The following is a 24,508-nucleotide window of genomic DNA, read 5'->3' as shown; positions in this document are numbered from 1 at the left end:
CTCTCGGTATGGAGATCAACGCACTCATCGAATGCATTTCACCGAAACTGTGGATCGGCGGCCACGCCGTCGACGCGGAGAACGGCGCCACGTTCGACGTCGTCGACCCCGCCACCGGCAAGCCCTTCGCCAAGGTCGCCGACGCGAGTCCGGCCGACGCGAAGAAGGCGATCGACGCTGCTGCGTCGGCGCAGAAGTCCTGGGCGAAGACCCCCGCGCGTGAGCGTGGCGAAGTGCTGCGTTCGGTGTTCGAGAAGATCACCGAACGGGCGGACGACGTAGCCGCGATCATGACCAAGGAAATGGGCAAGGCGCTCGCCGAGTCCAAGGCCGAGGTCAAGTACGGCGCCGAGTTCTTCCGTTGGTTCGCCGAGGAGGCAGTGCGCATCGAGGGCCGCTTCACCCCCGCGCCGGCAGGCAACGGTCGGATCCTGGTCACCAAGGTGCCAGTGGGGCCGGTCCTGGCGATCACGCCGTGGAACTTCCCGCTGGCCATGGGTACACGCAAGATCGGACCGGCGCTCGCAGCCGGGTGCACCATCATCGTCAAACCAGCGGGTGAGACGCCGTTGACGATGCTGTTCCTTGCGCAACTCTTCGCCGAGGCGGGATTGCCCGACGGTGTCCTCTCGGTGATCACCTCGTCGAAGTCCAGTGCGGTCAGTGCGCCCATCCTCGAGGATCCTCGACTGCGCAAGCTGACCTTCACCGGGTCGACGGAAGTCGGCCGAAAGCTCGTCGAACAGTCTGCAGGCGGTCTGCTGCGCACATCCATGGAGTTGGGTGGCAACGCACCGTTCGTCGTCTTCGACGATGCCGATATCGACGCTGCCGTCGAAGGCGCGATGCTGGCGAAGATGCGCAACGGTGGCGAGGCATGCACTGCGGCCAACCGGATCCATGTCGCCAACAGTGTGCGCGAGGAATTCACCGCCAAGTTCGTCGCCAAGATGAAGGACATGACACTCGGTGCCGGCATCGACCCGGACACGAAACTCGGACCACTGATCAACGCAGACCAGCTGAGCAAGGTGCAGGAACTCGTCGACGATGCAGTGAACGCGGGCGCGACAGTGGCGCTCGGCGGCAAAGCACCCGGCGGCGACGGCTACTTCTACCCGGCCACGGTGCTGACCGATGTCCCGGCGAACGCCAGGATCCTGAAGGAAGAGGTCTTCGGTCCGGTCGCCCCGATCGTCGGGTTCGACACCGAGGAAGAAGGAATCGACGCGGCGAACGACACCGAGTTCGGATTGGCGTCGTACATCTACACCCGCGGCCTCGACCGCGCACTACGGGTCGCCGACGCCATCGACAGCGGAATGGTGGGCGTCAACCGCGGAGTCATCTCGGACGCGGCCGCACCGTTCGGTGGAGTGAAGGATTCAGGCTTCGGTCGCGAAGGCGGAAGCGAAGGAATCGAGGAGTACCTGGAAACCAAGTACATCGCCCTGACCTAGACAGTCGGGCCGGAGCCCCGGCGGAACCGAATGTACCGTTCGGTCACTCCAAGTGACCCAACGGTACATTCGCTCCCAAAAAGTCAGCTCGCGAAAGGTCAGCGGCCGAGACGCCCGCGGCCGAGACGGAGCAGCAGCATGGCGAGGGTGTGGCCCTCCTGGCCGAGGCTGCTGAAGCGGTCCAGCACCTTCATTTCGCGGCTGTGCACCATGCGCGGCCCGCCCGAGGCCATGCGAGTACGGCCGATCAGCTGGGAAACTTCGCTGCGACGCTGGATTGCCGCAAGAATTTCGGAATCGAGGCGGTCGATCTCCTGACGCAAGGAATCGATCTCAGCCTCGGACGTCGGCACTGCGCTCTCGGTCTCGATCTTGGTCGTGGATGCCATTTTTTCTCCTCGTGTCACAAGTTTGGATCGTTGCCCTGCTCGTCACCGTTACGTCCTCAGGTGATTCGTGGACGCTCCGCTCCAGAGACGGGCTGATGTGGTATGAGTCACATCGACTGCCCCGGGGAAGCCTCGTGTCTGGACTTCCGGGCGCACCTTCCTATGGACAGGCTCCGCTGGCGAGAGCCGAAGAATCGGCTGCACAGAGGGGGTGGCGACGAACGGCTATTTCGATCACCGATCCAGTGTGCCACCTCTGTGCAGTCCTGAAAAGTCGGTCGACGGGCTGAATGTCCGCATTGCTCTCGGTCGGCAGAACGGGGCTGGCGGCGCCTGTCAGGTTCGGGTAAAGGACTGTCGGAGCCCGCCGGTAACCTGGGCAGGCGATGAACACGAACCTCACTGCGGTACCAGCCCCCGGAAAATCCAGGTCCGAAACGCTGTTGGAGGGTCTCAACCCGCAGCAGCGTCAGGCCGTCGTGCATTCGGGGTCTCCGCTGTTGATCGTTGCAGGCGCCGGGTCGGGGAAAACTGCGGTGCTCACTCGCCGTATTGCGTATCTGCTTGCCGAGCGCGGCGTGGGGCCCGGCCAGGTTCTGGCCATCACGTTCACCAACAAGGCCGCCGCCGAGATGCGTGAGCGCGTCGCGGGACTCGTCGGTCCGCGTGCCAACAGCATGTGGGTTTCGACGTTCCACTCGAGCTGTGTGCGGATCCTGCGCAATCAGGCGTCGTTGCTGCCCGGCCTCAACTCCAACTTCTCGATCTACGACGCCGACGACTCGCGTCGCCTGCTGACGATGATCTCGAAGGATCTGCAGATCGACACCAAGAAGTTCTCGGCGAGATTGCTCTCGACAGCGATCTCCAATCTCAAGAACGAGCTCATCGGGCCCGAGGACGCAGCCGCGGACGCGGAGAAGCAGATGGTGGAGCTCCCGAAGCTCGTCGCCCAGGTCTACGGCATCTATCAGCAGAGACTCCGGGCGGCCAACGCCATGGACTTCGACGACCTCATCGGTGAAACCGTCGGTCTGCTGCAGGCCTTTCCTCAGGTCGCGGAGTACTACCGTCGACGGTTCCGGCACGTCCTGGTCGACGAGTACCAGGACACGAACCATGCGCAGTACATGCTCGTACGGGAACTGGTGGGTCGTGAGGACTCCGACGGTGCCCTCGAGGGCGCGGTCGCTCCCGGTGAGCTCTGCGTCGTCGGTGACGCGGATCAGTCGATCTACGCGTTCCGCGGCGCGACCATCCGCAACATCGAGGAATTCGAGCGCGACTACCCCGACGCCACCACCATCCTGCTCGAGCAGAACTACCGGTCGACCCAGAACATTCTGTCGGCCGCCAACTCCGTCATCTCGCGCAACACCGGCAGGCGGGACAAGAAGCTGTGGACGGACTCCGGCGAGGGTGAGCTCATCGTCGGGTACGTCGCGGACAACGAGCACGACGAGGCGTCGTTCGTGGCGTCGGAGATCGACCGTCTGGTCGACAACCACGACGTCCGCTACGACGAGGTGGCGGTCTTCTACCGCACCAACAACTCGTCACGTGCGCTGGAGGAGATCTTCATCAGGCTCGGCCTGCCATACAAGGTGGTGGGCGGTGTCCGCTTCTACGAGCGCAAGGAAGTCCGCGACATGGTCGCGTACCTGCGGGTGCTGTCCAACGAGGACGACACGGTCAGCATGCGACGCATTCTCAACACTCCGCGCCGGGGAATCGGCGACCGCGCCGAGGCATGCGTGGCCGTTCACGCCGAGCAGCGGGACATCAGTTTCTCCAAAGCTCTGCACGACGCCGCCGACGGCAAGGTTGCGTTGCTCAACTCTCGCTCGCAGAAGCTCATCGCGCAGTTCCTGGAACTGCTGGACGAACTCCGGGATGTGCTGGGCACCACCGACGACGACGGCAACGACATCGCCGATATCGGTGACGTGGTCGAGGCTGTTCTGGACCGCACGGGATACCGCGCCGAACTGGAGGCGAGCAGTGATCCTCAGGACGGTGCCCGTCTGGACAACCTCAACGAGCTCGTCAGCGTGGCACGGGAATTCACGTCCGAGGCGCGTAACCTCGCCGCTCTCGAAGCCGAAGCCGATGCCGAAACCGAAGCAGACTCCGACGACGAGGTGGACGTCGAGGAAGGTACTCCCGAGCCGGGCTCCCTCGCTGCGTTTCTCGAGCGGGTGTCACTTGTCGCGGACACCGATCAGATTCCAGATTCCGGCACCGGCGTCGTCACCTTGATGACGCTGCACACGGCCAAGGGCCTCGAATTCCCGGTGGTCTTCGTGACCGGCTGGGAGGACGGCCAATTCCCGCACATGCGTGCGCTCGGCGACCCAGCGGAGTTGTCCGAGGAACGACGCCTCGCCTACGTGGGCATCACGCGTGCGCGTCACCGTCTGTACGTCACTCGCGCCATCATGCGGTCCGCCTGGGGGCAGCCGATCAACAACCCGGAATCACGATTCCTCCAGGAGATTCCGCAGTCCCTCATCGACTGGAAGCGGGAGGACCCCGGTGTCGGCGGACGGTCGATCGGCGGCGGCCGCGCCCGGCCGGGTGGCTTCGGGGGCGGCGGTTTCGGTAGTGGTGGCTTCGGCGGCGGCGGGGGATTCGGAGACCGACGCGGGCAGCAGTCGTCGCCGAGTTTCGGTGCCGCACGCGCACGCAATAACACTCTCGTGCTCGCGGTGGGAGACCGGGTGAATCACGACAAGTACGGTCTCGGAACGGTTCTGGAATCCACGGGCTCGGGCACGTCGGCCATGGTTCTCGTGGATTTCGGTACGTCGGGGCGAGTGAAGATGATGCTCATCGGCGGCGTTCCGATGACCAAGCTCTGAGTAGTAGAACAGCCGCGCACCGAGAAATCGGTGTGCGGCTGTACGTTTCACCGGGCCGGTAGGCCGGAAGAGGGAGCTGGAGTTCTCAGTCCATCTCGGGTCCGAGGCCGATGCCTCGGGACGCGAGCCAGGGGAGAGGATCGATCTTGTTCTCGCCGGGCAGGTGAACCTCGAAGTGGAGGTGAGGGCCGGTGGAGAAGCCGCGGTTGCCCATGCGAGCGATCTGGTCGCCTGCCATGACTTCCTGGCCGACGCTGACCGTGGCACTGTCGATGTGTCCGTAGACGGTGATGGTGCCGTCTGCGTGCTGCAGGCGAACCCACATGCCGAAGCCGGACGCGGGGCCTGCATCGATGACCTTGCCGTCGGCGACCGCGAGGATCGGAGTTCCGATGGCGTTCGCAATGTCGACGCCTGCGTGCAGAACGCCCCAGCGCTGACCGAAGTTGGAGGTGTACGTCCCGAGCGCGGGGAGTACGAACAGTGGCCGTCGAGCAGCAGCCTCGCGTGCGGCGCGCTCTTCGCTGAACCGCTGGCCCTTGGCGAGCAGGTCGTTGAACTGGCTCAGATCCACCGGGTTGGCAACGTTGAGGATTTGCGGGGCCGACGAGGGGGCAACGTCCGTTGTGGTGTCAGCGGCGAAACCGGCGGCCTGCGGGACGGCAGTCGCTGCGATGCCGGGGGCTGCGGGTGCTGCACCGGCAGCGAGTGCTACTTCCTCGGAAGTGCTCGGCGTCGCGGGACCGTGATCGATGACCGCCTGCCCTGCTGCAACCACGGCACCGGCGGCGACGGCGAGCACCGCTGCACGCCCCTTCAGTGCGGTGGGAGGCGTCGGGATGCGGTGAGCACCGCGTCGACGAGACACGGTGATCTCGTCCGCTGCGATGACGTCCGCGGAAGGCCCGGAAACGACGGAAGGCCCTGCCGGAACCTCGACATCGGGAGTGCTGTGCAACTCGCTGTCGTGGTAGCTCTCGGCAGAGCCGTAATTGCTCGCGAAGTAGTCGTAGCCGTTGGCCTGGAGATCCGACGCGGACTGGATGTCCGACGATTCGTAACTGTCGGCTTCCCAGCTGGTCTGGGTCGAGTACACCGTGGGTGCGGTTTCAACAGCCGCGGCCGGTTTGACGAACCGACTGGTGGTGAAGGACGCGCGGTGTTGCGACAAGACCCTGCGACCTCCGTTCCGTGATCTGCTCGTGACTTAAGACTCGGCAGACGGTAACGAAACGATTGCAGGGCGCGCAAGTTAATCGGCTTTCCCGCGGGGATATGTGAGATGGCTCACAAGCCGAGCAGGGCTTTTGCCGAGATCGCCTGTGATCCCGGACAGCGGTGCAATACCCACGGCGCCGTTACCGAAACGCATCCGCCGAAATCCTACGGCGCGTGCTCTGCCGTCCATCGTCCGCCGACCGATAGCGTCGACAGGCGTGGCTACCTCCCCGCATGCGTCACCACAGATGATTTCCGCACGCCCGCAGTCCGGCCCGTCGGCCCGCGGCGCTGCTCTGACCGCGACTGGACTCGTCTCGACGGCGGCCCTCCTCGGGCTGGCCTCGATGGCGATGGAGACAACCTCGTCGACCTCGGACGGGCCGGGAGCGGGTGTGTTCACGGCGGAAGTGCTGTCCGTCGCCCCGGTCGTCGTGGTGGCCGTACTCGCGATCCTCACGGTCATCGCCAGGCCGGCGCTGGCGGGTGCTCTCACGGCAGGGTTCGGCGCGATCTCGGTCGGCCTCGCAGTTCTCGACGTGGGACTGCTGGCGTCGCCGATCGATGCGAACAGACTGGAACTACTGAGGCCGACTACCGCGGAGGCACTGACGCCGAGCCTCGGTGCCTACTTCGTCCTCGCTTCGCATGCTGTCGCCGTGGTCGGGGGAGTGTTCGGTCTCGTCGCAATCGGCAGGGCGTCGTACGACGACGGATACGGCATCTCGTCGCGAACCGATTTCACGGGCCGCGCGTCCGCGGTTCGCATCGGTGGCGCGCTCTCGGTACTGGCCGTGCTCGCCGCGATCTCTGCCGCCGCCGCCCTGTTCGCGGTTCCCTACGTCTCGACGGACTCGATCGTGCTGATCCGCGCGGTCGTCGAATCTCCGTGGGCGACTGCTGTCGGGTCGGGCGTCCTCGCTTGTGCGGTGGTGATAGTCGTGTCGGCGGCACTCGCGTCTATCTCGCCGACGGTTGCCGCAGGCAGCATGCTCGGCGCAGGCCTCGGCGTCGGCGGGGTATTCGGCGCGCGGGTGATGGCCGGAGAGAGCTCCGGGCCGAACATCGGGGTCTCCGGGGGGAGTTGGATCGGCTCCGTTGCAGGTGTCGCACTGATCGTGATCGCACTCGCGGCTCTGCCGGCGTCGGCGATACGGGATCGGGCCTCGGCAGGCGGTCCCGTCGCGAGGGGCGAGCTGGACGGTTCGGCGCACTTCATGCGCTGGCATGCACTGGCAGGGGCAACGGGTGTTCTGGCGGGTGTTCTCGTCGGCGCAGGCGCGTTCCTGCCGGTTCTCGATGTCCCGGCCGGGCTGCCGGAGCCAGACGTGCTCGCCACTCGTGTAGCCCTCGTTGCCGGGTTCGTCCTGGTCGTCGCGTCCATCCCGCTGTTCTTCTCGCTGTTCGCGGCGGTCGTCAGGCCAGCCGTCGGCGTCCTGGCTGTCGCCGCAGTCTCCGCGTCGGCAGGAGTGCTGCAGGCAGCAGTCCTCGCCTCGGACATCGACGGCGTCGGACTCGGTGTGGGTGGCGCAGCCACGGCCGTCGGTGCCGTCCTCGCTGTCGTGTGCGCCGGAGCCGTGCTGTTGGCGGGCAGCGCCGAGCGCGACGACGTCGATACCTCCGACGTGCGCTCGGACAGGACTGTCGGCGTCGTGGCCCTCGTCGGTGGAGTCGTCACAGCCATCTCGTACGCCCTCCCCCTGTATTCCGGGACCGATGTGTCCGCCCCGTCGCTCCTCGGTGTTCCCTGGGGCGCCGAAGGGTGGGGATGGGACGCCTGGGGGCAGGCCGCGTCGGCGTCGACGATTCTCGTTGCGGCCGTCGTGGCGTCCAGGTCGCGTCCGGCTCGTGGGGCTGCACTTCTTCTCGGTTGCGTGGTCGCGACAACTGTCCATCTGCTCGGTTGGCCGCTGACGAACGGGCGATCGGTCGACGCCTCGCTCGGGGCGGGGCTGCTGGTAGGGGTCGTCGGCGTGGTGATACTTGCTGTGGCAGCGCTACTTTCGGTCGGCAGTGCCCGTAAGTGAGGCGCAGGACACACCTACCTCCTCGGTGAGATAGACCACATACCATCTGGCCGGGCGTAACGGCGTCGGAGCACGTGGATAAAGTCGGTGATCGGACCCGCTCACACCCCTGGAGCGGGCAGTCAACGTAGACGAGACGGTGAGCTGATGGATCTCTTCGAATACCAGGCGAAGGAATTGTTCGCCAAGCATGGCGTACCCACCTCCGCCGGTCGTGTCACGGACACGGTCGCAGGAGCAACAGAAATTGCCGAAGAAATCGGCAAGCCAGTAATGGTCAAGGCGCAGGTCAAGGTCGGCGGCCGAGGCAAGGCCGGCGGCGTCAAGTACTCCAAGGACGTTGCAGCAGCCACCGAGAACGCCGAGTCGATTCTCGGCCTCGACATCAAGGGCCACGTCGTCAAGAAGCTTCTCGTTGCAGAAGCCTCCGACATCGCCGAGGAGTACTACATCTCCTTCCTGCTCGACCGCACCAACCGCACCTACCTGGCGATGTGTTCGGTCGAAGGTGGAGTCGAAATCGAGGTGACGGCGGAGGAGAACCCCGACGCACTCGCACGTATCCCGGTCGATGCCGTCAAGGGCGTCGACCTTGCTTTTGCTCGTGACATCGCCGAGAAGGGCAAGCTGCCCGCCGAGGTGCTCGACGCCGCTGCGGTGACCATCCAGAAGCTGTGGGAGGTCTTCATCAAGGAAGACGCTCTCCTGGTCGAGGTCAACCCGCTGGTTCGCACCCCGGACGACCAGATCCTCGCCCTCGACGGCAAGGTGACGCTCGACGCCAACGCAGACTTCCGTCAGGCCGGCCACGCCGACTTCGAGGACAAGGACGCTGCCGATCCTCTCGAGGCCAAGGCCAAGGAGAACGACCTCAACTACGTCAAGCTCGACGGACAGGTCGGCATCATCGGTAACGGTGCCGGACTCGTCATGTCGACCCTCGACGTCGTCGCATACGCAGGCGAGGCACACGGCGGCGTCAAGCCTGCCAACTTCCTCGACATCGGTGGCGGCGCCTCGGCTGAGGTCATGGCCGCAGGCCTCGACGTCATCCTCGGCGACGAGCAGGTCAAGAGCGTGTTCGTCAACGTCTTCGGCGGAATCACCGCCTGCGACGCAGTGGCCAACGGCATCGTCGGCGCACTGAAGAAGCTGGGCGACGACGCCAACAAGCCGCTCGTGGTTCGTCTCGACGGCAACAAGGTCGAAGAGGGACGCAAGATTCTCGCCGACGCCGCGCACCCGCTGGTGACGCTCGCCGGAACCATGGATGAAGGCGCCGACAAGGCCGCCGAGCTGGCAGCGAAGTAGAGGAAACCATGTCTATCTTTCTGAACAAGGACAACAAGGTCATCGTCCAGGGCATCACCGGCGGCGAAGGCACCAAGCACACCGCCCTGATGCTCAAGGCAGGCACCAACGTCGTGGGCGGTGTCAACGCACGCAAGGCCGGCACCACGGTCAAGCACGTCGACGCCCAGGGCAACGACATCGAGCTCCCCGTCTTCGGTTCGGTTGCCGAGGCAATCGAGAAGACCGGCGCCGACGTGTCCATTGCGTTCGTTCCGCCCGCATTCTCCAAGGACGCCATCGTCGAAGCGATCGACGCGGAGATCCCGCTGCTCGTCGTCATCACCGAAGGCATCCCCGTGCAGGACTCCGCATACGCGTGGGCCTACAACGTGGAGAAGGGCAAGAAGACCCGCATCATCGGCCCGAACTGCCCCGGAATCATCACCCCCGGTGAAGCTCTCGTCGGCATCACGCCTGCCAACATCTCCGGCACCGGCCCCATCGGCCTGGTCTCGAAGTCCGGCACGCTGACCTACCAGATGATGTTCGAGCTCCGCGACTTCGGCTTCTCGACGGCCATCGGCATCGGCGGAGACCCGGTCATCGGCACCACGCACATCGACGCCATCGAGGCATTCGAAGCGGACCCCGAGACCAAGCTCATCGTCATGATCGGTGAAATCGGCGGCGACGCAGAAGAGCGCGCAGCCGACTACATCAAGGCCAACGTCACCAAGCCGGTCGTCGGCTACGTCGCAGGCTTCACCGCTCCCGAGGGCAAGACCATGGGCCACGCAGGCGCCATCGTCTCCGGCTCCTCGGGCACGGCCCAGGCGAAGAAGGACGCACTCGAGGCCGCAGGCGTCAAGGTCGGCAAGACGCCGTCCGAAACCGCTGCTCTCGCACGCGAAATCCTGGAATCGCTCTCCGTGAAGTAAGTTTCAGCTCGAACGAAGCCCGCCGGGAGCTAGTGCCGGCGGGCTTTTTCGTGCTGTTTCGGGTTGTCCTTCCGGCATCGATGTCACATGGCATCTGTCTGGCCGTTGCCGCGGGCCATCGATGCCGAAGGGATGTGAAGTTCTCAGAATCATCGTGATGCGAAATGTGTTCATTACTCCGCGTAACAGTTTCACTTGCCCAATGACAACCACGGAAAATCGCAGTGCACTGACCAAGGACTGGCCTGATGCGCCGACGTCCGCCGAGGGCTGGATTGCTCGGGCGGGCGAGGTGGCGCAGCTGCTTGCCGTCGACGCTGTTGCTCGCGACAAGGGCCATCAGGCTCCGCACGCCGAGGTGCAGCTGCTGAAGGATGCTGGGCTCGTCACGTTGCTGGGGCCGGTCGAGCACGGCGGAGCGGGTCAGGATTGGCCGACGGCGTACCAGGTGATTCGTCGTGTCTCTGCGGCCGACGGGTCGATCGGCCAGCTGCTCGGCTACCACCTGCTGTGGTTCTGGGCTGCGCGGCTCGTCGGCACGAAGGAGCAGATCGAGGCGGTCGAGGCCGATGCGACGAAGAACAAGTGGTTCTTCGGGGGCGCCGTCAATCCGCGTGACAACGACGTCGCCGTCACCGACGAGGGCGACACCATCGTCTTCGAGGGGGCGAAGTCCTTCTCGACGGGCAGTCGCGTCTCCGACGTGACGGTCCTCGAAGGCGCACTGACGGGTAGTGACGCGCACGTCTTCGCTATTGTGCCGTCGAACATCGAGGGTTTGACGTTTCACGACGACTGGGACAACATCGGCCAGCGTCAGACCGAGAGTGGCAGCGTCACCATCGACAAGGTGCGCGTCGACTGGGCGAGTGCGGCGGGATTCGTCGACAAGCAGTTCCAGCCGCGGGTCTACAACACGTTGAACGTGCCGACGATTCAGCTGGTGTTCGTCAACTTCTACCTCGGCATCGCTCGCGGCGCTTTGGAGGAAGCGGCGTCGTACACCAAGGACAAGACGCGAGCGTGGCTGCACAGCACCGTCGACAAGGCGGTCGACGAGCCGTACATCATCGACATCTACGGTGACCTGACGTCCAAGCTGTGGGCGGTGGAAGCGCTGGCCGACGCAGTTGCGTTGGAAGCGCAGCAGATCCACGACAACGCGTGGGATGTGACGGCGGAAGAGCGCGGCGACCACGAGGTGCGCGTCGCTGCGGTGAAGGCGCGTGCCACCGAGGTGTCGCTCGAGATCACCTCGACGGTGTTCGAGGCTCTCGGTGCCCGAGCGACGGCGAGCAAGTACGGATTCGATCGTTTCTGGCGCAACGTCCGCACCCACACGCTGCACGATCCGGTCGCATACAAGCGCCGCGAGGTCGGTCGATGGGTGCTGACGGGCGAGTTGCCGCAGCCGACCTGGTACTCGTGAGCATCACCGAAGGAGAACGATGAGTACCGAAAGAGTTGCCGACGCCATCAAATTCGCCTACTGGGTGCCCAATGTCAGTGGCGGTTTGGTGACCAGCGACATCGAACAGCGCACCAGCTGGGACTACGAGTACAACAAGAAGTTGGCGCAGACCGCCGAGAACAACGGCTTCGAGTACGCGCTCAGTCAGGTTCGCTACGAGGCCAGTTACGGCGCCGAGTTCCAACACGAGTCGACGAGCTTTTCCCTCGCGCTCCTGCTTGCCACGGAACGACTCAAAGTCATTGCGGCCGTTCACCCTGGCTTGTGGCAGCCGGCGGTTCTGGCGAAGCTCGGCGCTACGGCGGACCATCTGTCGAACGGCCGTTTCGCGGTCAACGTCGTCAGCGGCTGGTTCAAGGACGAGTTCACGCACCTGGGTGAGCCGTGGCTCGAACACGACGAAAGATACCGTCGCAGTGCCGAATTCCTTCAGGTACTGCGCAAGATCTGGACCGAGGACGACGTCGACTTCCGTGGTGATTTCTACCGAATCCACGATTTCACGTTGAAGCCGAAGCCGTTGAACACCAAGGAACGACCCAACCCGGAACTGTTCCAGGGCGGTAACTCGTCGGCCGCGCAGGAGAACGCCGGTCGATACTCGGATTGGTACTTCAGCAACGGCAAGGATTACGACGGAGTCACCGAGCAACTCGACAACATTCGTCGTGTCGCTCAGGCGAACGATCGTGAGGTCAAGTTCGGTCTCAACGGCTTCATCATCGCGCGCGACACGGAGAAGGAAGCCAAGGACACTCTCCGCGAGATCATCGAGAAGGCCAACAAGCCGGCCGTCGAGGGTTTCAAGGGTGCTGTGCAGCAAGCCGGTTCGTCCACGAAGGACGGCAAGGGCATGTGGGCGGACTCGACGTTCGAGGATCTCGTGCAGTACAACGACGGTTTCAAGAGCCAGCTGATCGGAACTCCCGAACAGGTGGCACATCGCATCGTCGAATACCGCAAGCGTGGGGTCGACCTGATTCTCGGCGGCTTCCTGCACTTCCAGGAAGAAATCGAGTACTTCGGGGCGAAGGTCCTACCGCTCGTGCGTGAACTGGAGTCGTCACAGGTGCTCGTCGACGCAGGGTGAGAGGGGAGCCTCGCGGCAAGCGGGGCAGTCGAGTCGGGTCCGTAGACTAGCTTGGTCTACGGACCCGTACTCATTTTTTCTATCGAGGAGAGTGCCATGACGTATCCAGCAGAAGGCCAGCGTCCGCAGGGGCCAGGTCCCGGCGGTTATGGCAGTCAATCACCGGAGGGTGCTCGCTCTGCCGAGTCGACTCCGGGTGGTTACGGCGGTTACCCGACGCCCAGCCAGTCGTACGGCACTCAGCCGTCCTACGGAACGCAGCCACCGTCGTACGGTCAGCCGCCGTCGCAGCAGTCTGCGCCGACGGGTCAGTACAACCCGCCGCTGGCGTCGGACCGGTCGTCCTCGTTGCCGCGAATTCTGACGCTCGTTGCCGTGGCGCTCGGCGTCGTGAACTTCCTGGTCGGTCTCGCCGGCCAGTACGAGTTCTTCAGCGAAGGCGTCAACTTCTTCTTCGTGCAGGCGGGCGACCCGACGTCCATCGCGCTTCTGCTTGCTGCGGGCCTCGTCGCGGCGGTCGGTCTGCTGCCGAAGCAACCGAACACGGTCGGTATCGCTGCCGCTCTTGCCTTGTCCGGGTGGCTCGTACTGGTGTTCCAGAGCTTCAACGTCGGCGACGACTCCTCGGTGGGCGCGCCGGTTCAGTTGGGGATCGGCACCTTCGTCGTACTCGTTCTCGGTTTCGTCCAGACCGTCATGGCCGTCGCGGCCACGCTGTTCGGTGCGGGCATCCTGAAGGCTCCGCAGCCCAAGCCCGCGGGTTACGGTCAGCAGAACCCGTTCCAGGGATACGGCCAGCAGGCACCCGGGTACGGCCAGTCGGCGCAGAGCCAGAACTACGGCGGATACGGCCAAACACCTCAGAGCCCAGGTACTCAGGGTTACAGCGCACCACAGGAACGTGGGCAGTGGAGCGACCAGGGAAGTGCCCCGCAGCAGGGGTATGCCCCGCCTGCCTACACCGGGCCGTCGCAGAACCAGCCGAACCAGCAGAACCAGCACACCACCGGCAGCCTCGGTTACCCGGTCGGAACGTCGAAGCCGGATGCGGGAGCCAGCGGATTGACCGGTCCGGCCGGTCAGAATTCGCCGTTCAATCAGCAGCCGTACAGCCAGCCCCCGGTCGGTTCGGGTGGCTACGGCGCGCCGCAGCACGCAGCGCCGAGAGCGGAGCCTGCAGGAGCTACATCGGCTGGAGCGCAGTCAGCCGGACAACAGTCTGCGGGAGCGTCGCGTCAGGGGGACGAGCCCGAGGACACGTCGGACACCCCGCCGTACAGTGCGCCTACGCAGGCGTTCGGCCAGTCGGCCGCGCCGGAGGACGACAACAAATAAGGCTGTGTCGGCGCGCCTGAACCACCCGTCGGCAGGTAGGTGGAACGCTCGACTCCGATGAGCGCCGTATTGAATCAGGAGAGGAAACGCGCCCGACGGACGTCTCGTCCGCCGGAGCGTCGACCTCTGTTGTCTCCCTCCGAATCCACCACCATGCTGACCGTCGGGTTCCGCATTCCGGGTGTGCTCGTCGCGATCATTGCGACGGTCGTTCTCGTGACGCTGGTGTCGGTCAACAGTGAGCTCACCGGCACTTTCGGGGCAATCGCCGGGCTGTGGTTCGCGATCCATCAGGTCCCGTTCAGTATCGAGGGCACCTCCCTGGGCGTCTTCCCGCTCGTCCCGACGCTTGTTCTCGTCCTTGTCGTGGCGCGGGGCGTCGCGCGGGCAGTCGGCCGGGCGGAGACTCGTCGGGAACACGGTCTGATCGTGGGCGCGGCGGTGTTCGGTCCGGTTCTCGTGACCGCGATCGCGTTGGCGGTGGCCGCGGATGCGTCGTCGGTGATCGGGCTCGACACACCCAATGCTCTGCTGGCTTTCGCGTGGGTGGCGGCCGTCCACGCGGTGTCCGCGGGCATCGGACTGGTGTGCGGGGTGTGGGACACCGAGTCGGATCGTCTGCCGGAATGGCTGCGCGGAATCGTGGCTCCGACCATCCGGGCGGCGGCTGTCCTCGTCGCGGGCGGCGGTGCGATCGTGCTGGCCGCGATGCTGGCGTCGTGGTCGACGATGGAGATGTTGCTGGAATCCGGAAACGGCTTCGTCGGTGTACTCGGCTTGACGGTGCTGTCGATCCTGTACCTGCCCAACGTGCTGCTCGGCGCGATTGCGGTGTCGGTCGGATCGTCGGCGCACGTGGGCGACGTATCGGTCAGCATGTTCCAGGCCACGGGAGGTCCGCTTCCCCCGCTGCCGGTCTTGGCCGTCCTGCCCGAGGGGCCGTCGCAGACGCTGTGGATGCTGATGCTCGTGATTCCGATCGGCGCCGGCCTGCTGCTCGGACGTGACTGCGCGAGGCGCACGGTGGACGTGCACTACGCACTGTCCGCGGTGTGGGTGGCGAGCGCCGTCATCGGCGTGTCCACGCTGATGCTCGGTTTCGCGGCGGGCGGAAATCTGGGCACCTTCGGAACCGTTCAGGTGACGGTATGGTCTCTCGGCCTGCTCGTTTTCGCCTGGCTCGCCGTCGTCGGATCCCTCGCAGCCGCCGTGACCGCATGGCGCGGAGGGTCCAAGCAGACCCCGATCGCCGACGACCTCGACACGGAACCCCGGCGCGAGCAGGAACCCATCGCCGCCATCGCCGCGCCCGTCGCGCATCCAGAACATGCAGTGGACGCGGAGGTGGTCGCTGTGCTCGACGAAGACCCGAAGGTCACGGCACCAGTTGCCGACGACTGCGAGGACGTCCTCGATGCCGAGATCGTCGAACCACCGGACGCGGGCCAGGTCGATCCGGTGGCACCGGAAGCTACGGCCGAGGCGGAGATCGTCGAACTCGACGAACCAGGGGAAAACGATCGGCCCGAGGACACGGACACGGACACGCCCGACGACCGGCCCTGACGTCCACTATCGCTGCTGCAGTGGACGAGTGGCTGGATGTGCGTGAGCTCAGCCGGCGCCCAGATAGGCGAGTACAGCCAACACCCGCCGGTTCGTGATGCTGTCGGCCGGCAGCGTGAGCTTGCCGAAGATGTTGCCGATGTGCTTGGTCACCGCGCCCTCGCTGACGACGAGTCGTTCGGCGATCGCGGTGTTCGAGCACCCCTCGGCCATTAGCGCGAGTACCTCTCGCTCGCGGGCGGTGAGTGTTTCGATCGGTTCGTCGTGCGATCGACGCGCCATCAACTGAGCGATGACCGCGGGGTCCATCGCAGTGCCACCGCCCGCGACGCGGCGCACCGCGTCGATGAATTGATCCGGTTCGAAAACACTGTCCTTCAACAGATATCCGACTCCGCCATGTCCGTCGGCGAGCAGCTCACGCGCATACAGTTGCTCGACGTGCTGGGAGAGCACCAGCACCGGGAACGCAGGCACTGCGCGGCGAATCGCCAGCGCGGCCTCCAGCCCCTCGGTGGTGAACGTCGGCGGCAGCCGCACGTCGAGTATCGCGACGTCCGGACGATGCTCGAGGATCACCTGGGTGAGGTTCTCGCCGGTGTCGACCGCAGCGACGACGGTGCAGGCGAAGGACTCGAGAAATGCGGTGAGACCCTGCCTCAGAAGGAAGAGGTCTTCGGCGATGACAACGCGCACGGCACCTCCATGTCGATGATCGTAGGTCCCCCTGACGGACTGTCGAGGGTCATGCCTCCGTCGAACGCCGCGAGCCGGCGCCGGATCCCTGCGAGACCCGAACCGGCGTCGAACGCGGCACCGCCGTGTCCGTCGTCGACGACGCGAGCACGAAGCTTGCCGTGCGCGTACGTCAAGCCGATGTCGGCGTGTCTCGCGCCAGAATGCTCGAGGATGTTCGCCACCGTTTCGGACACCGCGAAATACAGGGCGGACTCGACCGGGGGAGGAGGCCGTCCGATGACATCGGAGCTGGTTTCGATCGGAAGTGGACTCGCGAGAGCGAGCGCACGGACCGCGTCGACGAGGCCGCGCTCGGCCAACACTGGCGGATGAATACCTCGCACGAGATCACGTAGTTCGGTCAGGGCGGCAGCCGACGACGACCGCGCGTCGGCGAGCAGCTTGCGTGCGGCCTCTGGGTTCTTCTCCAGCGTGCGCTCGACGGCTCCGAGCGTCATACCCATCGCGACGAGTCGCGCCTGGGCCCCGTCGTGCAGATCGCGTTCGATCCGGCGCAACTCGGCGGCACTGGAGTCGATGACGTCGTCCCTCGTTCGCGTGAGGTGTCGCGCACGGGCGGCGAGCGCCTCGGACTTCGTCGGGCCGAGCAGAGCGCGCGTGAACAATGCGTATGCGCGAATCATGGTCGGGGCGAAGTACGTCCAGATTACGAAGAATCCGACGGCGACGATCGCGGCGAGACCGGCGTCGAGGTAGCTCTCGATGTGGATGGGCCCGTACCAGCGGCCGTAGCCGGCGTCGTGAATCGGACGCCAGAGACCGGCGGCCAGAACGATCCCCTCTCCGACGTAGTAGAGCAGCGCGGCGGGCAACATCATGAGCAGACCGACCGGGACTCCGAGCAGCAGCCAGGCCAGGTCGCGCCACGTGGCAGGGTCTTTGAGTATCCATCGCCACCGAGCGAATCCGGCAAGTGGACGCCCGGTCGCCGACACCGGTGCCGGGCGATACGGGTCATCGACCCGAACGCCGGAATGTGTTGCCAGCTGTCGGCCGAGCGAGCACACCCATCGGACGAGCGCGATGGTCTCGGGCAGCAGAAACAAGCCGATTCCGACGACGCACAGAAGGAGCACCAACGCAGTCAGCAGTGCAGCGAACAGACCGCCTTGTGACAGCACCGCGAGTGCGACACCGACCATCATCGCGTGTCCGGCGCGCCGAATTCGGTGGCCCATTCCAGTCATCGTGCCAGAACGGGAGTGTTCATTTCGGCCATGATCGGATCGGGGGGTCAATCGGGCCGAGTCACCGAGTCGACTGCTGGTCGTGCCATGCCGCGCCATGCAGGCACCATCGTCGAGCCGATCGTGAGGGCGATCGCCACCACCACGATGCCGATGTAGATCATCGGTGAACCCGAGGGCATCGCCGAGCCGCTCTTGACCAGGCTGTACGGAACCATCGTCGCGGCCGCCGCCACCGTTCCGAGCACCACGGCGGTACCGACGATGAAGCCGCTCTCGACACCGAGCATGCCCAGCACCTGCCGACGCGTGGAACCCGTCAGACGCTGCAGACCGAACTCCCTGCCGCGCTTCCTGGTCGCAGCAACGAGCGTGTTGACCACGGTGATGGCTGCGTAACCGATGATCATCGCCACGATCGTGTAGTTGGCCGAGACCAGGATCTGCTGAACGCGTGTGTTGTCGCTTATCAGCGACGCCCTGTCCGATACCGACGCCCCCGGCAGGAAAGCGGCGGCCGAGTCGAGCTCGCTCCGCAGTGTCGATTCGTCGACACCCTCCTCGGCGCGGACGAGAATCTGTGGGGCCAGTCCCGACGTCGTGTGCGCCGCGAGTACGTCGGCGGGCAACAGAATGCTCGGGTCGTTCAGGTCGTCGGCGTGGATCGACACCACGGTCGCGGTCAGCGGTGCGCCGTCACCGAAGTGCAGACCGAGGCTATCGCCCACCTGGACTCCGAAGCTCGTCGCCTGGCTCTCCGAGATCGCGACGCTGTCGCCGATGAGATCGTCGATCGACCCCGCGATGGATTCGAAGCGGATCGTGTCCTGGACTCCTGCCGCAGTGACACCTCGGAAGCCGAAGTCCGAGCCGCCGCCAGGACCGTCGACGAAGCCGTCCGACGTCACCAACTCGGAGGTACCTGCGACGCCGGGGAGCGCCGAGATTTCCTCGACGACGCCGGGAGCGAATCCACCGGTGACCGACTTCTCGGATTCGTCGCCGGTCGAGATAACGTAGTCGGCCAGCAGGTTGGTGGCATACGTTTCGGTCTTGACGGCATTCTCGGTGCTCTGCATGTACAGGGTGCCGACGGCGATACCGACGAGCAGCACGATCGGTGCGACCGCTCCTGCCATCCGGATGCTGCGAGCACGAGCGTTGTTGACCGCGAGGAATCCGGCCGAGCCGGTCAGCATCCGAACAGGCCATCCGACGACTGCGACGATGACCTTCATGAATCCCGGTGTGAGCAGGGCGAGTCCGATGCCGACGAGAACCGAGGCCGGGCCTGCGGTGCTCGCGAGTATCGGACCGTTCTCCATGACGGCCACCGTCACGACGGACATCGAGATCCCTGCGGCCAGGAACAGGACAGCGAGGATCAGACGCGGACGAGTGAGCCAGCGCGTCGGCTCCGTGGCTTCGGAGAGTGCGGCGAGCGGCTTGGTGTTCGCGGCGCGGCGCCCGGCGACGAGTGTTGCCGCGATCGCCGCGGCCATCGCGGTGACGATGCCGACGATTACCGGGACGAGACCTTGGTGGAACGTCATGGCAGAGGACACGATCCCGCTCGACGCCAGCTGATCGAACAGGAACCGGCCGAGGACATAACCGGGGATCACGGCCAGCGCGGTCGCGACGACACACAGCAGTATCGTCTCGCCGAGGATCATGCGGCGTACCTGGCGCGGGGTGCTGCCGATCGCTCGGAGCAGCGCCATTTCACGTTGACGTTGACCCAGCGACAAACTCAGCATCGAGGCGACGCCGAACAGCGCGATCAGCAACGCCCAGCTGCCGAAGATTCCGGCGAGAATGGTCAGCGTCTGCTGGCTCGCGAGTGCTCCGGGAAACTCGGCGAGTCCGCGGTTCTCGCCCGTCAGAACCGTTGCGGCACTGCCAACTGCCGTACCGATCTCGGTAGCGACCGCGGCTGTGTCGGCGCCGGGTTCGGTGAGCACACCGACCGAGTCGATCCGGCCGTTGGTGCCCGCGAGATCGGTCGCCGCGGAGTCGGAGAAGAACACGGCGGGAGAGCTGTCTCCCGCGTCGACGATTCCAACGACGGTGAACTGCTCGGTGGCGCCGCGTACTGCGACGTCGACGGAGTCTCCGGTGGACACTCCTGCACTGTCGGCCAGTTGCCGTGAGAGCACCACATCGGAGTCGGACGTCGGCTCGACGCCAGCGGAGAGGGTGAATGGAGTCAACTGGGCGGAGGACCAGTTGTGGCCAGCGTTGTCATTCGAGCCCGATACAGGTGAACCGTCGGACAGCACGGCTGCGGGCAACGACAGGTCAGCGATCGCAGTGGCCACACCGGGAACCCGGGCGACCTGATCGACGATCGAGCTGTCGATTCGAGTCCGTTCGGTCAGTGCGACGCCGTCGTGCGTCTGATTTCCGGTCACGACGACGGCGGCGCCGCCGAGACGTTCAGGAGCTACCGCGGCACGTATTCCGGTTTCCATCAGTCCACCGCACGCCATCACGATCGCTGCACCGAGGAAGAGCGCGAGGAACGTTGCGACGAAGGACGTCAGTCGATACTTCAGCGAGCTGAGTGCGAGCCGAATCATCAGCGCTGCCCCCCGACACCTGCTGCGGAGACTCCGGGTGTACTGGCCGCGCGGGCGTCGAGGTGAGTCATTCGCTCGGCGATGGCGGAGGCCGTCGGGCGGTACAGCTCGCCGACGAATTGACCATCAGCGAGAAACACGACGCGATCGGCGTAGGACGCGGCGACGGGATCGTGGGTGACCATGACGATGGTCTGCCCGTTGGCGTTGACCGACTCACGCAGCAAGGTGAGAACGTCACCGGCGGTGCGGGTATCGAGCGCGCCGGTGGGTTCGTCGGCGAAGATGACGGACGGCTCTGCGGCGAGAGCGCGTGCGATGGCGACGCGCTGCTGCTGACCACCGGACAGCTCGCTCGGCAAGTGGTTGACACGGGCTGCGAGGCCGACTGCGTCGATCACCATCATGATTCGCGTGCGATCGATCTTGCGGCCGGCGAGACGCAGCGGCAGTTCGATGTTCTGCGCGACGGTCAGCGACGGAAGCAGGTTGAAGGACTGGAAGATGAATCCGATGCTTTCGCGGCGCAATTCGGTGAGGCCGACCTCGTCGAGACCACCGAGGTCGTGGCCACCGACCGTGACTGTGCCCGAATCCGGTGTGTCCAGTCCTGCGGCGCAGTGCATCAGCGTGCTCTTACCGGACCCCGACGGGCCCATGATGGCGGTGAAGGTGCCCTGTGCGAATCCGATGGTGACTCCGCGCAGTGCGGCGACCTCGTTCTCACCGGAGCCGTAGGTTTTCGTCACTGCGTCCACGTGTACTGCAAGAGGATGATCGGCTGGTCGTCTGGTGTGCATCGTGTGCTCCTCGAGAGAAGTCGATGTGAAGCTGCATGCAGCCTGTGTGGTTCGTCTACGACGCTATTGCTCGCGATCGTGGTTTCACATGGAGCCAAAGGGCGAATCCGGGGTGGAGTTTTCTCCACCCCGCTACTGCACCACCGCGCACATCTCGGCGCGCACCGAGCTGGGGATCGTGGCAAGCCTCCCGACCGAGCCTCGGGACGCCGAGGAACTGTTCGCGGCCCTCGACCAGGAACTGACGTAGAGCCTCTCGATCGAGAAAGGACCTGCGTTACGACGCCCGAACAGGCAGCGACTATTCTTCACACTGGTCCCGGTCAGATACAGACGGGCGATCCGGCCTCGATCGATCAGGAGAAGTGCGCTGACTGCCACCCGTGAGCACCCAGCACGCGTCGTTGTCCTCGCTTCGGGCACCGGATCGCTTCTGCAGTCCCTGATCGATGCGACGAAGGCCGAGTCCTATCCGGCGCGGATCGTTGCGGTCGGTGTCGATCGTGATTGCGACGCTGCCCGGCATGCACACACTGCCGGGATTGCGCATTTCCGCGTCGGGCTGAAGGAGTTCGCGGATCGTGATGGCTGGGACGCGGCTCTCACCGAACGTGTGCTGGCGCACGAGCCCGATCTGGTGGTGACCGCCGGCTTCATGAAGATTCTCGGTTCCGATTTTCTCGGTGCGTTCGCCGGACGCATCGTCAACACTCATCCTGCGCTGTTGCCGTCGTTCCCCGGTGCGCATGCAGTGGAGGACGCGCTCGCCTACGGCGTCAAACTGACCGGGTCGACGGTGCATCTCGTCGACGCCGGTGTCGATACCGGGCCGATTCTGGCTCAGGAAGCTGTGCCCGTGCTGGGCGACGACGATGTCGCGACTTTGCACGAGCGAATCAAGACCGTGGAACGCAGGCTTCTGGTCGATGTGATCGCAGCTGTTGCCACCCGAGGTGTTGTCTCCGATGGACGAAAGGCTCAGATTCAACCATGAGTGAACGTAAAGCAGTGCGCCGCGCACTGGTCAGCGTCTACGACAAGACCGGTTTGATCGAACTCGCAACCGGCTTGCACAAGGCAGGCGTCGCTCTGGTCTCCACCGGATCGACAGCATCCAAGATCGCCGACGCCGGGATCCCGGTCACCAAGGTCGAGGATCTCACCGGGTTTCCCGAGACCCTCGACGGTCGTGTGAAGACGCTGCATCCGCGTGTCCATGCGGGTGTTCTGGCCGATACCCGTCGGCCGGAGCATGTTTCGCAGCTCGAGGAGCTGGGCATCGAGGCGTTCGAGTTGGTCGTGGTGAACCTCTATCCGTTCACCGACACCGTTGCCAGTGGCGCGACACCGGACGAATGCGTCGAGCAGATCGACATCGGTGGCCCGTCGATGGTCCGCGCTGCCGCGAAGAACCACCCGTCGGTGGCGGTCGTGGTGGATCCGGCTCGGTACTCCGATGTACTCACCGCAGTGTCCGGCGGCGGGTTCACGCTCGCCGAGCGCACTTCGCTTGCGGCACAGGCGTTCCAGCACACCGCTGCGTACGACGTCGCGGTCGCCTCGTGGATGAGCAGCGTTCTCGTGGAATCGGACTCGCAGTTCCCCGCATGGATCGGCGGCACCTGGGACCGCGCGGCAGTGCTGCGTTACGGGGAGAACCCGCATCAGGCCGCAGCCCTGTACAAGGACCCGGCAGGCACCGGCATAGCTCAGGCCGAGCAGCTGCACGGCAAAGAAATGTCCTACAACAACTTCACCGACGCCGACGCAGCATGGCGTGCCGCTTTCGATCACGAGGGCCCGACCGTCGCGATCATCAAGCACGCCAATCCGTGTGGCATCGCCGTCGGCGCGGATATCGCCGAAGCGCACCGCAAAGCCCACGCCTGCGACCCCGTCAGTGCTTACGGCGGCGTGATCGCAGCCAACCGCGAAGTGACGGTCGCGATGGCCGAGCAGGTCGCGGAAATCTTCACCGAGGTGATCGTCGCTCCGTCCTACGCTGACGGTGCACTCGGAGTTCTACAGCGCAAGAAGAACATTCGTGTGCTGCTCGCGGCCGCCCCGTCGGGCAAGGGTGTCGAGCTCAAGCCGATCTCCGGTGGGACTCTGCTGCAGGAACGCGACGCCATCGACGCCGACGGCGACAACCCGGCCAACTGGACTCTGGCAGCCGGTGACGCAGCGGACGAGCAGACGCTGAAGGATCTCGAATTCGCCTGGCGTGCAGGCCGTGCCGTCAAGTCCAACGCAATCCTGCTGGCCAAGGACGGCGCGTCCGTCGGCGTCGGTATGGGCCAGGTCAACCGCGTCGACGCAGCTCACCTCGCCGTCCAGCGCGCGGGCGATCGCGTCGTCGGTTCGGTTGCCTCCTCGGACGCCTTCTTCCCGTTCCCCGACGGCTTGCAGGTTCTCCTGGCCGCCGGCGTCAAAGCCGTCGTGCAGCCCGGCGGTTCCGTCCGCGACAACGAAGTCATCGCCGCAGCCCAGGACGCCGGCGTCACGCTGTACCTCACCGGTTCGCGTCACTTCGCGCACTGATCCAGCGCCGAGCGCGAGGTTATGTGCGAATTCGGTCCGAATTTCGTACATAACCTCGCGTTCGCAGTTCACACGGGAGCGCCGGCAGCGCGCAGCGCGTCCCGTATACGCGCAATAAGTGCCGTCGGACTGCGGCTGAGCAATTGTGAGCTGACTCTGATGACGGTCCAGCCGAGCGTTTCGAGTCTGTGTGCGCGCTCGATGTCCCAGGCGCGCTGGCGGGCATCGGACCAGTGGTGGTGGCCGTCGTACTCGACCGCTACTTTCCACTTCGCCCAACCCATGTCGATCCTGGCGAAGACGCGTCCGTCCGTTCCCCGGACTGCTATCTGAGTGAGCGGACGAGGGAGCCCGGCGTTCACGATCAGCAACCGCAATCTCGACTCCTGCGGTGATTCCGCGCCGGCGTCGGCATGTGCCACAACGTGGCGGAGTTGAATCGAACCGCGGACGCCCTTGCATTGACCGGCAAGTTGTTCGATCGTGCGGGGCGGCATCGAGGTGGCATTGCACAGCCCGTCCACCTGTATCAATGCCTCCTCGAACTGGCCTCTACGGCCGAGGTCGAAAGCTGTACGTGCAGCAGTGGTGACCCGAATTCCGCCGATGGTTTCGATGTGTTCGGGCGGTAACTTGTCGCCTCTGATCTCGATAACGTCCGACAGTCGGCGATGACCGTGCCAGATGAGCTCGGCGCGGTGATCAGCGGCAATCCACTTGTTGCCGTGAATGGCGGCTGCGCTCTGACCCGCCACGACGGCTTTCCCGCGCGAGAACAGCCATGCTGCGCACGCGCGCGTCTTTGCGTCGATCTCGTCCGTTCGGCGGATATAGACGTCGCGATAGATTCGCCGGTGATCGCGGCGCAAGGCGGTGCGCGTGAGACGTCCTTGTCGTACCGCGTCCGATCCCAGAAACGGGCGATTGTTCATGCGGAAGACGATCTCAACTGACACCGACGTTTTGCCGTGGCTATCCACATCTGTGTATA

Annotated in this window: 19 protein-coding genes; 12 read left to right on the top strand and 7 right to left on the bottom strand. The window is 65.0% G+C overall.

Annotated features, from left to right (window positions below; translation table 11 throughout):
* Positions 1-8 precede the first annotated feature (8 nt).
* Positions 9-1,460, top strand: a complete 1,452-nt coding sequence (locus tag CH293_RS03730) for an NAD-dependent succinate-semialdehyde dehydrogenase (protein ID WP_094719411.1) — start codon at positions 9-11, stop codon at positions 1,458-1,460.
* 98 nt (positions 1,461-1,558) lie between these two features.
* On the opposite strand, the gene CH293_RS03725 is transcribed toward CH293_RS03730, so the two are convergent.
* Positions 1,559-1,849 carry a chorismate mutase gene (locus CH293_RS03725; RefSeq protein WP_019664463.1) on the bottom strand — a complete coding sequence of 97 codons (291 nt, stop codon included), beginning with the start codon at positions 1,847-1,849 and terminating at the stop codon, positions 1,559-1,561.
* 386 nt (positions 1,850-2,235) lie between these two features.
* Here CH293_RS03725 and pcrA point away from each other — a divergent pair, with 386 nt between their 5' ends.
* Complete coding sequence (gene pcrA / locus CH293_RS03720) at positions 2,236-4,710, top strand: DNA helicase PcrA (protein WP_094719410.1); 2,475 nt, start codon at positions 2,236-2,238, stop codon at positions 4,708-4,710.
* An 85-nt stretch (positions 4,711-4,795) separates the two neighbouring features.
* Here pcrA and CH293_RS03715 read toward each other — a convergent pair whose 3' ends face one another.
* Positions 4,796-5,881 (bottom strand): M23 family metallopeptidase, encoded by a 1,086-nt coding sequence (locus CH293_RS03715; protein WP_094719409.1) that lies wholly within the window; start codon positions 5,879-5,881, stop codon positions 4,796-4,798.
* A 265-nt stretch (positions 5,882-6,146) separates the two neighbouring features.
* Here CH293_RS03715 and CH293_RS03710 point away from each other — a divergent pair, with 265 nt between their 5' ends.
* The 7 genes from CH293_RS03710 to CH293_RS03680 all read left to right on the top strand — a co-directional run bounded on the left by CH293_RS03710 (position 6,147) and on the right by CH293_RS03680 (position 15,648).
* On the top strand, positions 6,147-7,955 hold the full coding sequence (locus CH293_RS03710) for a hypothetical protein (protein WP_255122686.1): 1,809 nt from the start codon (positions 6,147-6,149) through the stop codon (positions 7,953-7,955).
* Between the two features lie 147 nt (positions 7,956-8,102).
* Positions 8,103-9,266, top strand: a complete 1,164-nt coding sequence (gene sucC / locus CH293_RS03705; protein ID WP_019664467.1) for an ADP-forming succinate--CoA ligase subunit beta — start codon at positions 8,103-8,105, stop codon at positions 9,264-9,266.
* Positions 9,267-9,274: 8 nt separating this feature from the next.
* A complete protein-coding gene (gene sucD, locus CH293_RS03700; protein ID WP_019664468.1) occupies positions 9,275-10,186 on the top strand; it encodes a succinate--CoA ligase subunit alpha in 912 nt (303 codons plus the stop codon).
* Between the two features lie 202 nt (positions 10,187-10,388).
* Positions 10,389-11,615, top strand: coding sequence for an acyl-CoA dehydrogenase family protein (locus CH293_RS03695; protein ID WP_176459900.1), 1,227 nt, complete (start codon positions 10,389-10,391; stop codon positions 11,613-11,615).
* A gap of 19 nt (positions 11,616-11,634) precedes the next feature.
* On the top strand, positions 11,635-12,747 hold the full coding sequence (gene sfnG, locus CH293_RS03690; RefSeq protein ID WP_094719407.1) for a dimethylsulfone monooxygenase SfnG: 1,113 nt from the start codon (positions 11,635-11,637) through the stop codon (positions 12,745-12,747).
* 96 nt (positions 12,748-12,843) lie between these two features.
* Entirely contained in the window at positions 12,844-14,082 is a 1,239-nt protein-coding gene (locus CH293_RS03685; RefSeq protein WP_094719406.1) for a DUF5336 domain-containing protein, read from the top strand.
* Positions 14,083-14,139: 57 nt separating this feature from the next.
* Positions 14,140-15,648 carry a DUF6350 family protein gene (locus CH293_RS03680; protein WP_255122685.1) on the top strand — a complete coding sequence of 503 codons (1,509 nt, stop codon included), beginning with the start codon at positions 14,140-14,142 and terminating at the stop codon, positions 15,646-15,648.
* A 48-nt stretch (positions 15,649-15,696) separates the two neighbouring features.
* Here the strand turns inward: CH293_RS03680 and CH293_RS03675 are convergent, their stop codons facing one another.
* Genes CH293_RS03675 through CH293_RS03660 form a run of 4 tightly spaced genes read right to left on the bottom strand, consistent with a single transcriptional unit; the run spans position 15,697 to position 20,976 of the window.
* Positions 15,697-16,344, bottom strand: coding sequence for a response regulator transcription factor (locus tag CH293_RS03675; RefSeq protein WP_094719405.1), 648 nt, complete (start codon positions 16,342-16,344; stop codon positions 15,697-15,699).
* Positions 16,308-17,585 (bottom strand): sensor histidine kinase, encoded by a 1,278-nt coding sequence (locus CH293_RS03670; protein WP_217900736.1) that lies wholly within the window; start codon positions 17,583-17,585, stop codon positions 16,308-16,310. The genes CH293_RS03675 and CH293_RS03670 overlap by 37 nt, the downstream gene beginning before the upstream one ends.
* A gap of 56 nt (positions 17,586-17,641) precedes the next feature.
* Positions 17,642-20,176 (bottom strand): FtsX-like permease family protein, encoded by a 2,535-nt coding sequence (locus CH293_RS03665; protein ID WP_094719403.1) that lies wholly within the window; start codon positions 20,174-20,176, stop codon positions 17,642-17,644.
* Positions 20,176-20,976, bottom strand: coding sequence for an ABC transporter ATP-binding protein (locus CH293_RS03660; RefSeq protein WP_094719402.1), 801 nt, complete (start codon positions 20,974-20,976; stop codon positions 20,176-20,178). The genes CH293_RS03665 and CH293_RS03660 overlap by 1 nt, the downstream gene beginning before the upstream one ends.
* An 88-nt stretch (positions 20,977-21,064) precedes the next feature.
* On the opposite strand from CH293_RS03660, the gene CH293_RS28115 reads away from it, so the two are divergent.
* The 3 genes from CH293_RS28115 to purH all read left to right on the top strand — a co-directional run bounded on the left by CH293_RS28115 (position 21,065) and on the right by purH (position 23,517).
* The gene (locus tag CH293_RS28115) at positions 21,065-21,226 is read left to right on the top strand and encodes a hypothetical protein (RefSeq protein WP_176459899.1); all 162 of its coding nucleotides are present in this window, start codon (positions 21,065-21,067) and stop codon (positions 21,224-21,226) included.
* Positions 21,227-21,331: 105 nt separating this feature from the next.
* Positions 21,332-21,970 (top strand): phosphoribosylglycinamide formyltransferase, encoded by a 639-nt coding sequence (gene purN, locus CH293_RS03655; protein ID WP_094719401.1) that lies wholly within the window; start codon positions 21,332-21,334, stop codon positions 21,968-21,970.
* Positions 21,967-23,517: a bifunctional phosphoribosylaminoimidazolecarboxamide formyltransferase/IMP cyclohydrolase gene (gene purH, locus CH293_RS03650; protein WP_094719400.1), complete on the top strand. Its 1,551-nt coding sequence runs from the start codon at positions 21,967-21,969 to the stop codon at positions 23,515-23,517. The genes purN and purH overlap by 4 nt, the downstream gene beginning before the upstream one ends.
* Positions 23,518-23,585: 68 nt before the next feature.
* On the opposite strand, the gene CH293_RS03645 is transcribed toward purH, so the two are convergent.
* Positions 23,586-24,449, bottom strand: coding sequence for a DUF559 domain-containing protein (locus tag CH293_RS03645; RefSeq protein ID WP_094719520.1), 864 nt, complete (start codon positions 24,447-24,449; stop codon positions 23,586-23,588).
* Positions 24,450-24,508: the final 59 nt, after the last annotated feature.

The sequence above is a fragment of the Rhodococcus sp. 14-2470-1b genome (assembly GCF_002259415.1).
In the GTDB taxonomy this organism is placed as follows: Bacteria; Actinomycetota; Actinomycetes; order Mycobacteriales; family Mycobacteriaceae; genus Rhodococcoides.
The sequence above is the reverse complement of the archived record's forward strand: the minus strand, read 5'-3'. Positions and strand labels throughout refer to the sequence as shown.

Excerpts from the sequence above, each read along its gene's own strand:
- CH293_RS03730 (WP_094719411.1), top strand. The coding sequence starts at position 9 with ATGGAGATCAACGCACTCATCGAATGCATTTCACCGAAACTGTGGATC.
- CH293_RS03725 (WP_019664463.1), bottom strand. The coding sequence starts at position 1,849 with ATGGCATCCACGACCAAGATCGAGACCGAGAGCGCAGTGCCGACGTCC.
- pcrA (WP_094719410.1), top strand. The coding sequence starts at position 2,236 with ATGAACACGAACCTCACTGCGGTACCAGCCCCCGGAAAATCCAGGTCC.
- sucC (WP_019664467.1), top strand. The coding sequence starts at position 8,103 with ATGGATCTCTTCGAATACCAGGCGAAGGAATTGTTCGCCAAGCATGGC.
- sucD (WP_019664468.1), top strand. The coding sequence starts at position 9,275 with ATGTCTATCTTTCTGAACAAGGACAACAAGGTCATCGTCCAGGGCATC.
- CH293_RS03695 (WP_176459900.1), top strand. The coding sequence starts at position 10,389 with ATGACAACCACGGAAAATCGCAGTGCACTGACCAAGGACTGGCCTGAT.
- sfnG (WP_094719407.1), top strand. The coding sequence starts at position 11,635 with ATGAGTACCGAAAGAGTTGCCGACGCCATCAAATTCGCCTACTGGGTG.
- CH293_RS03685 (WP_094719406.1), top strand. The coding sequence starts at position 12,844 with ATGACGTATCCAGCAGAAGGCCAGCGTCCGCAGGGGCCAGGTCCCGGC.
- CH293_RS03680 (WP_255122685.1), top strand. The coding sequence starts at position 14,140 with ATGAGCGCCGTATTGAATCAGGAGAGGAAACGCGCCCGACGGACGTCT.
- CH293_RS03670 (WP_217900736.1), bottom strand. The coding sequence starts at position 17,585 with ATGGGCCACCGAATTCGGCGCGCCGGACACGCGATGATGGTCGGTGTC.
- CH293_RS03665 (WP_094719403.1), bottom strand. The coding sequence starts at position 20,176 with ATGATTCGGCTCGCACTCAGCTCGCTGAAGTATCGACTGACGTCCTTC.
- CH293_RS03660 (WP_094719402.1), bottom strand. The coding sequence starts at position 20,976 with ATGCACACCAGACGACCAGCCGATCATCCTCTTGCAGTACACGTGGAC.
- CH293_RS28115 (WP_176459899.1), top strand. The coding sequence starts at position 21,065 with ATGGAGCCAAAGGGCGAATCCGGGGTGGAGTTTTCTCCACCCCGCTAC.
- purH (WP_094719400.1), top strand. The coding sequence starts at position 21,967 with ATGAGTGAACGTAAAGCAGTGCGCCGCGCACTGGTCAGCGTCTACGAC.
- CH293_RS03645 (WP_094719520.1), bottom strand. The coding sequence starts at position 24,449 with ATGAACAATCGCCCGTTTCTGGGATCGGACGCGGTACGACAAGGACGT.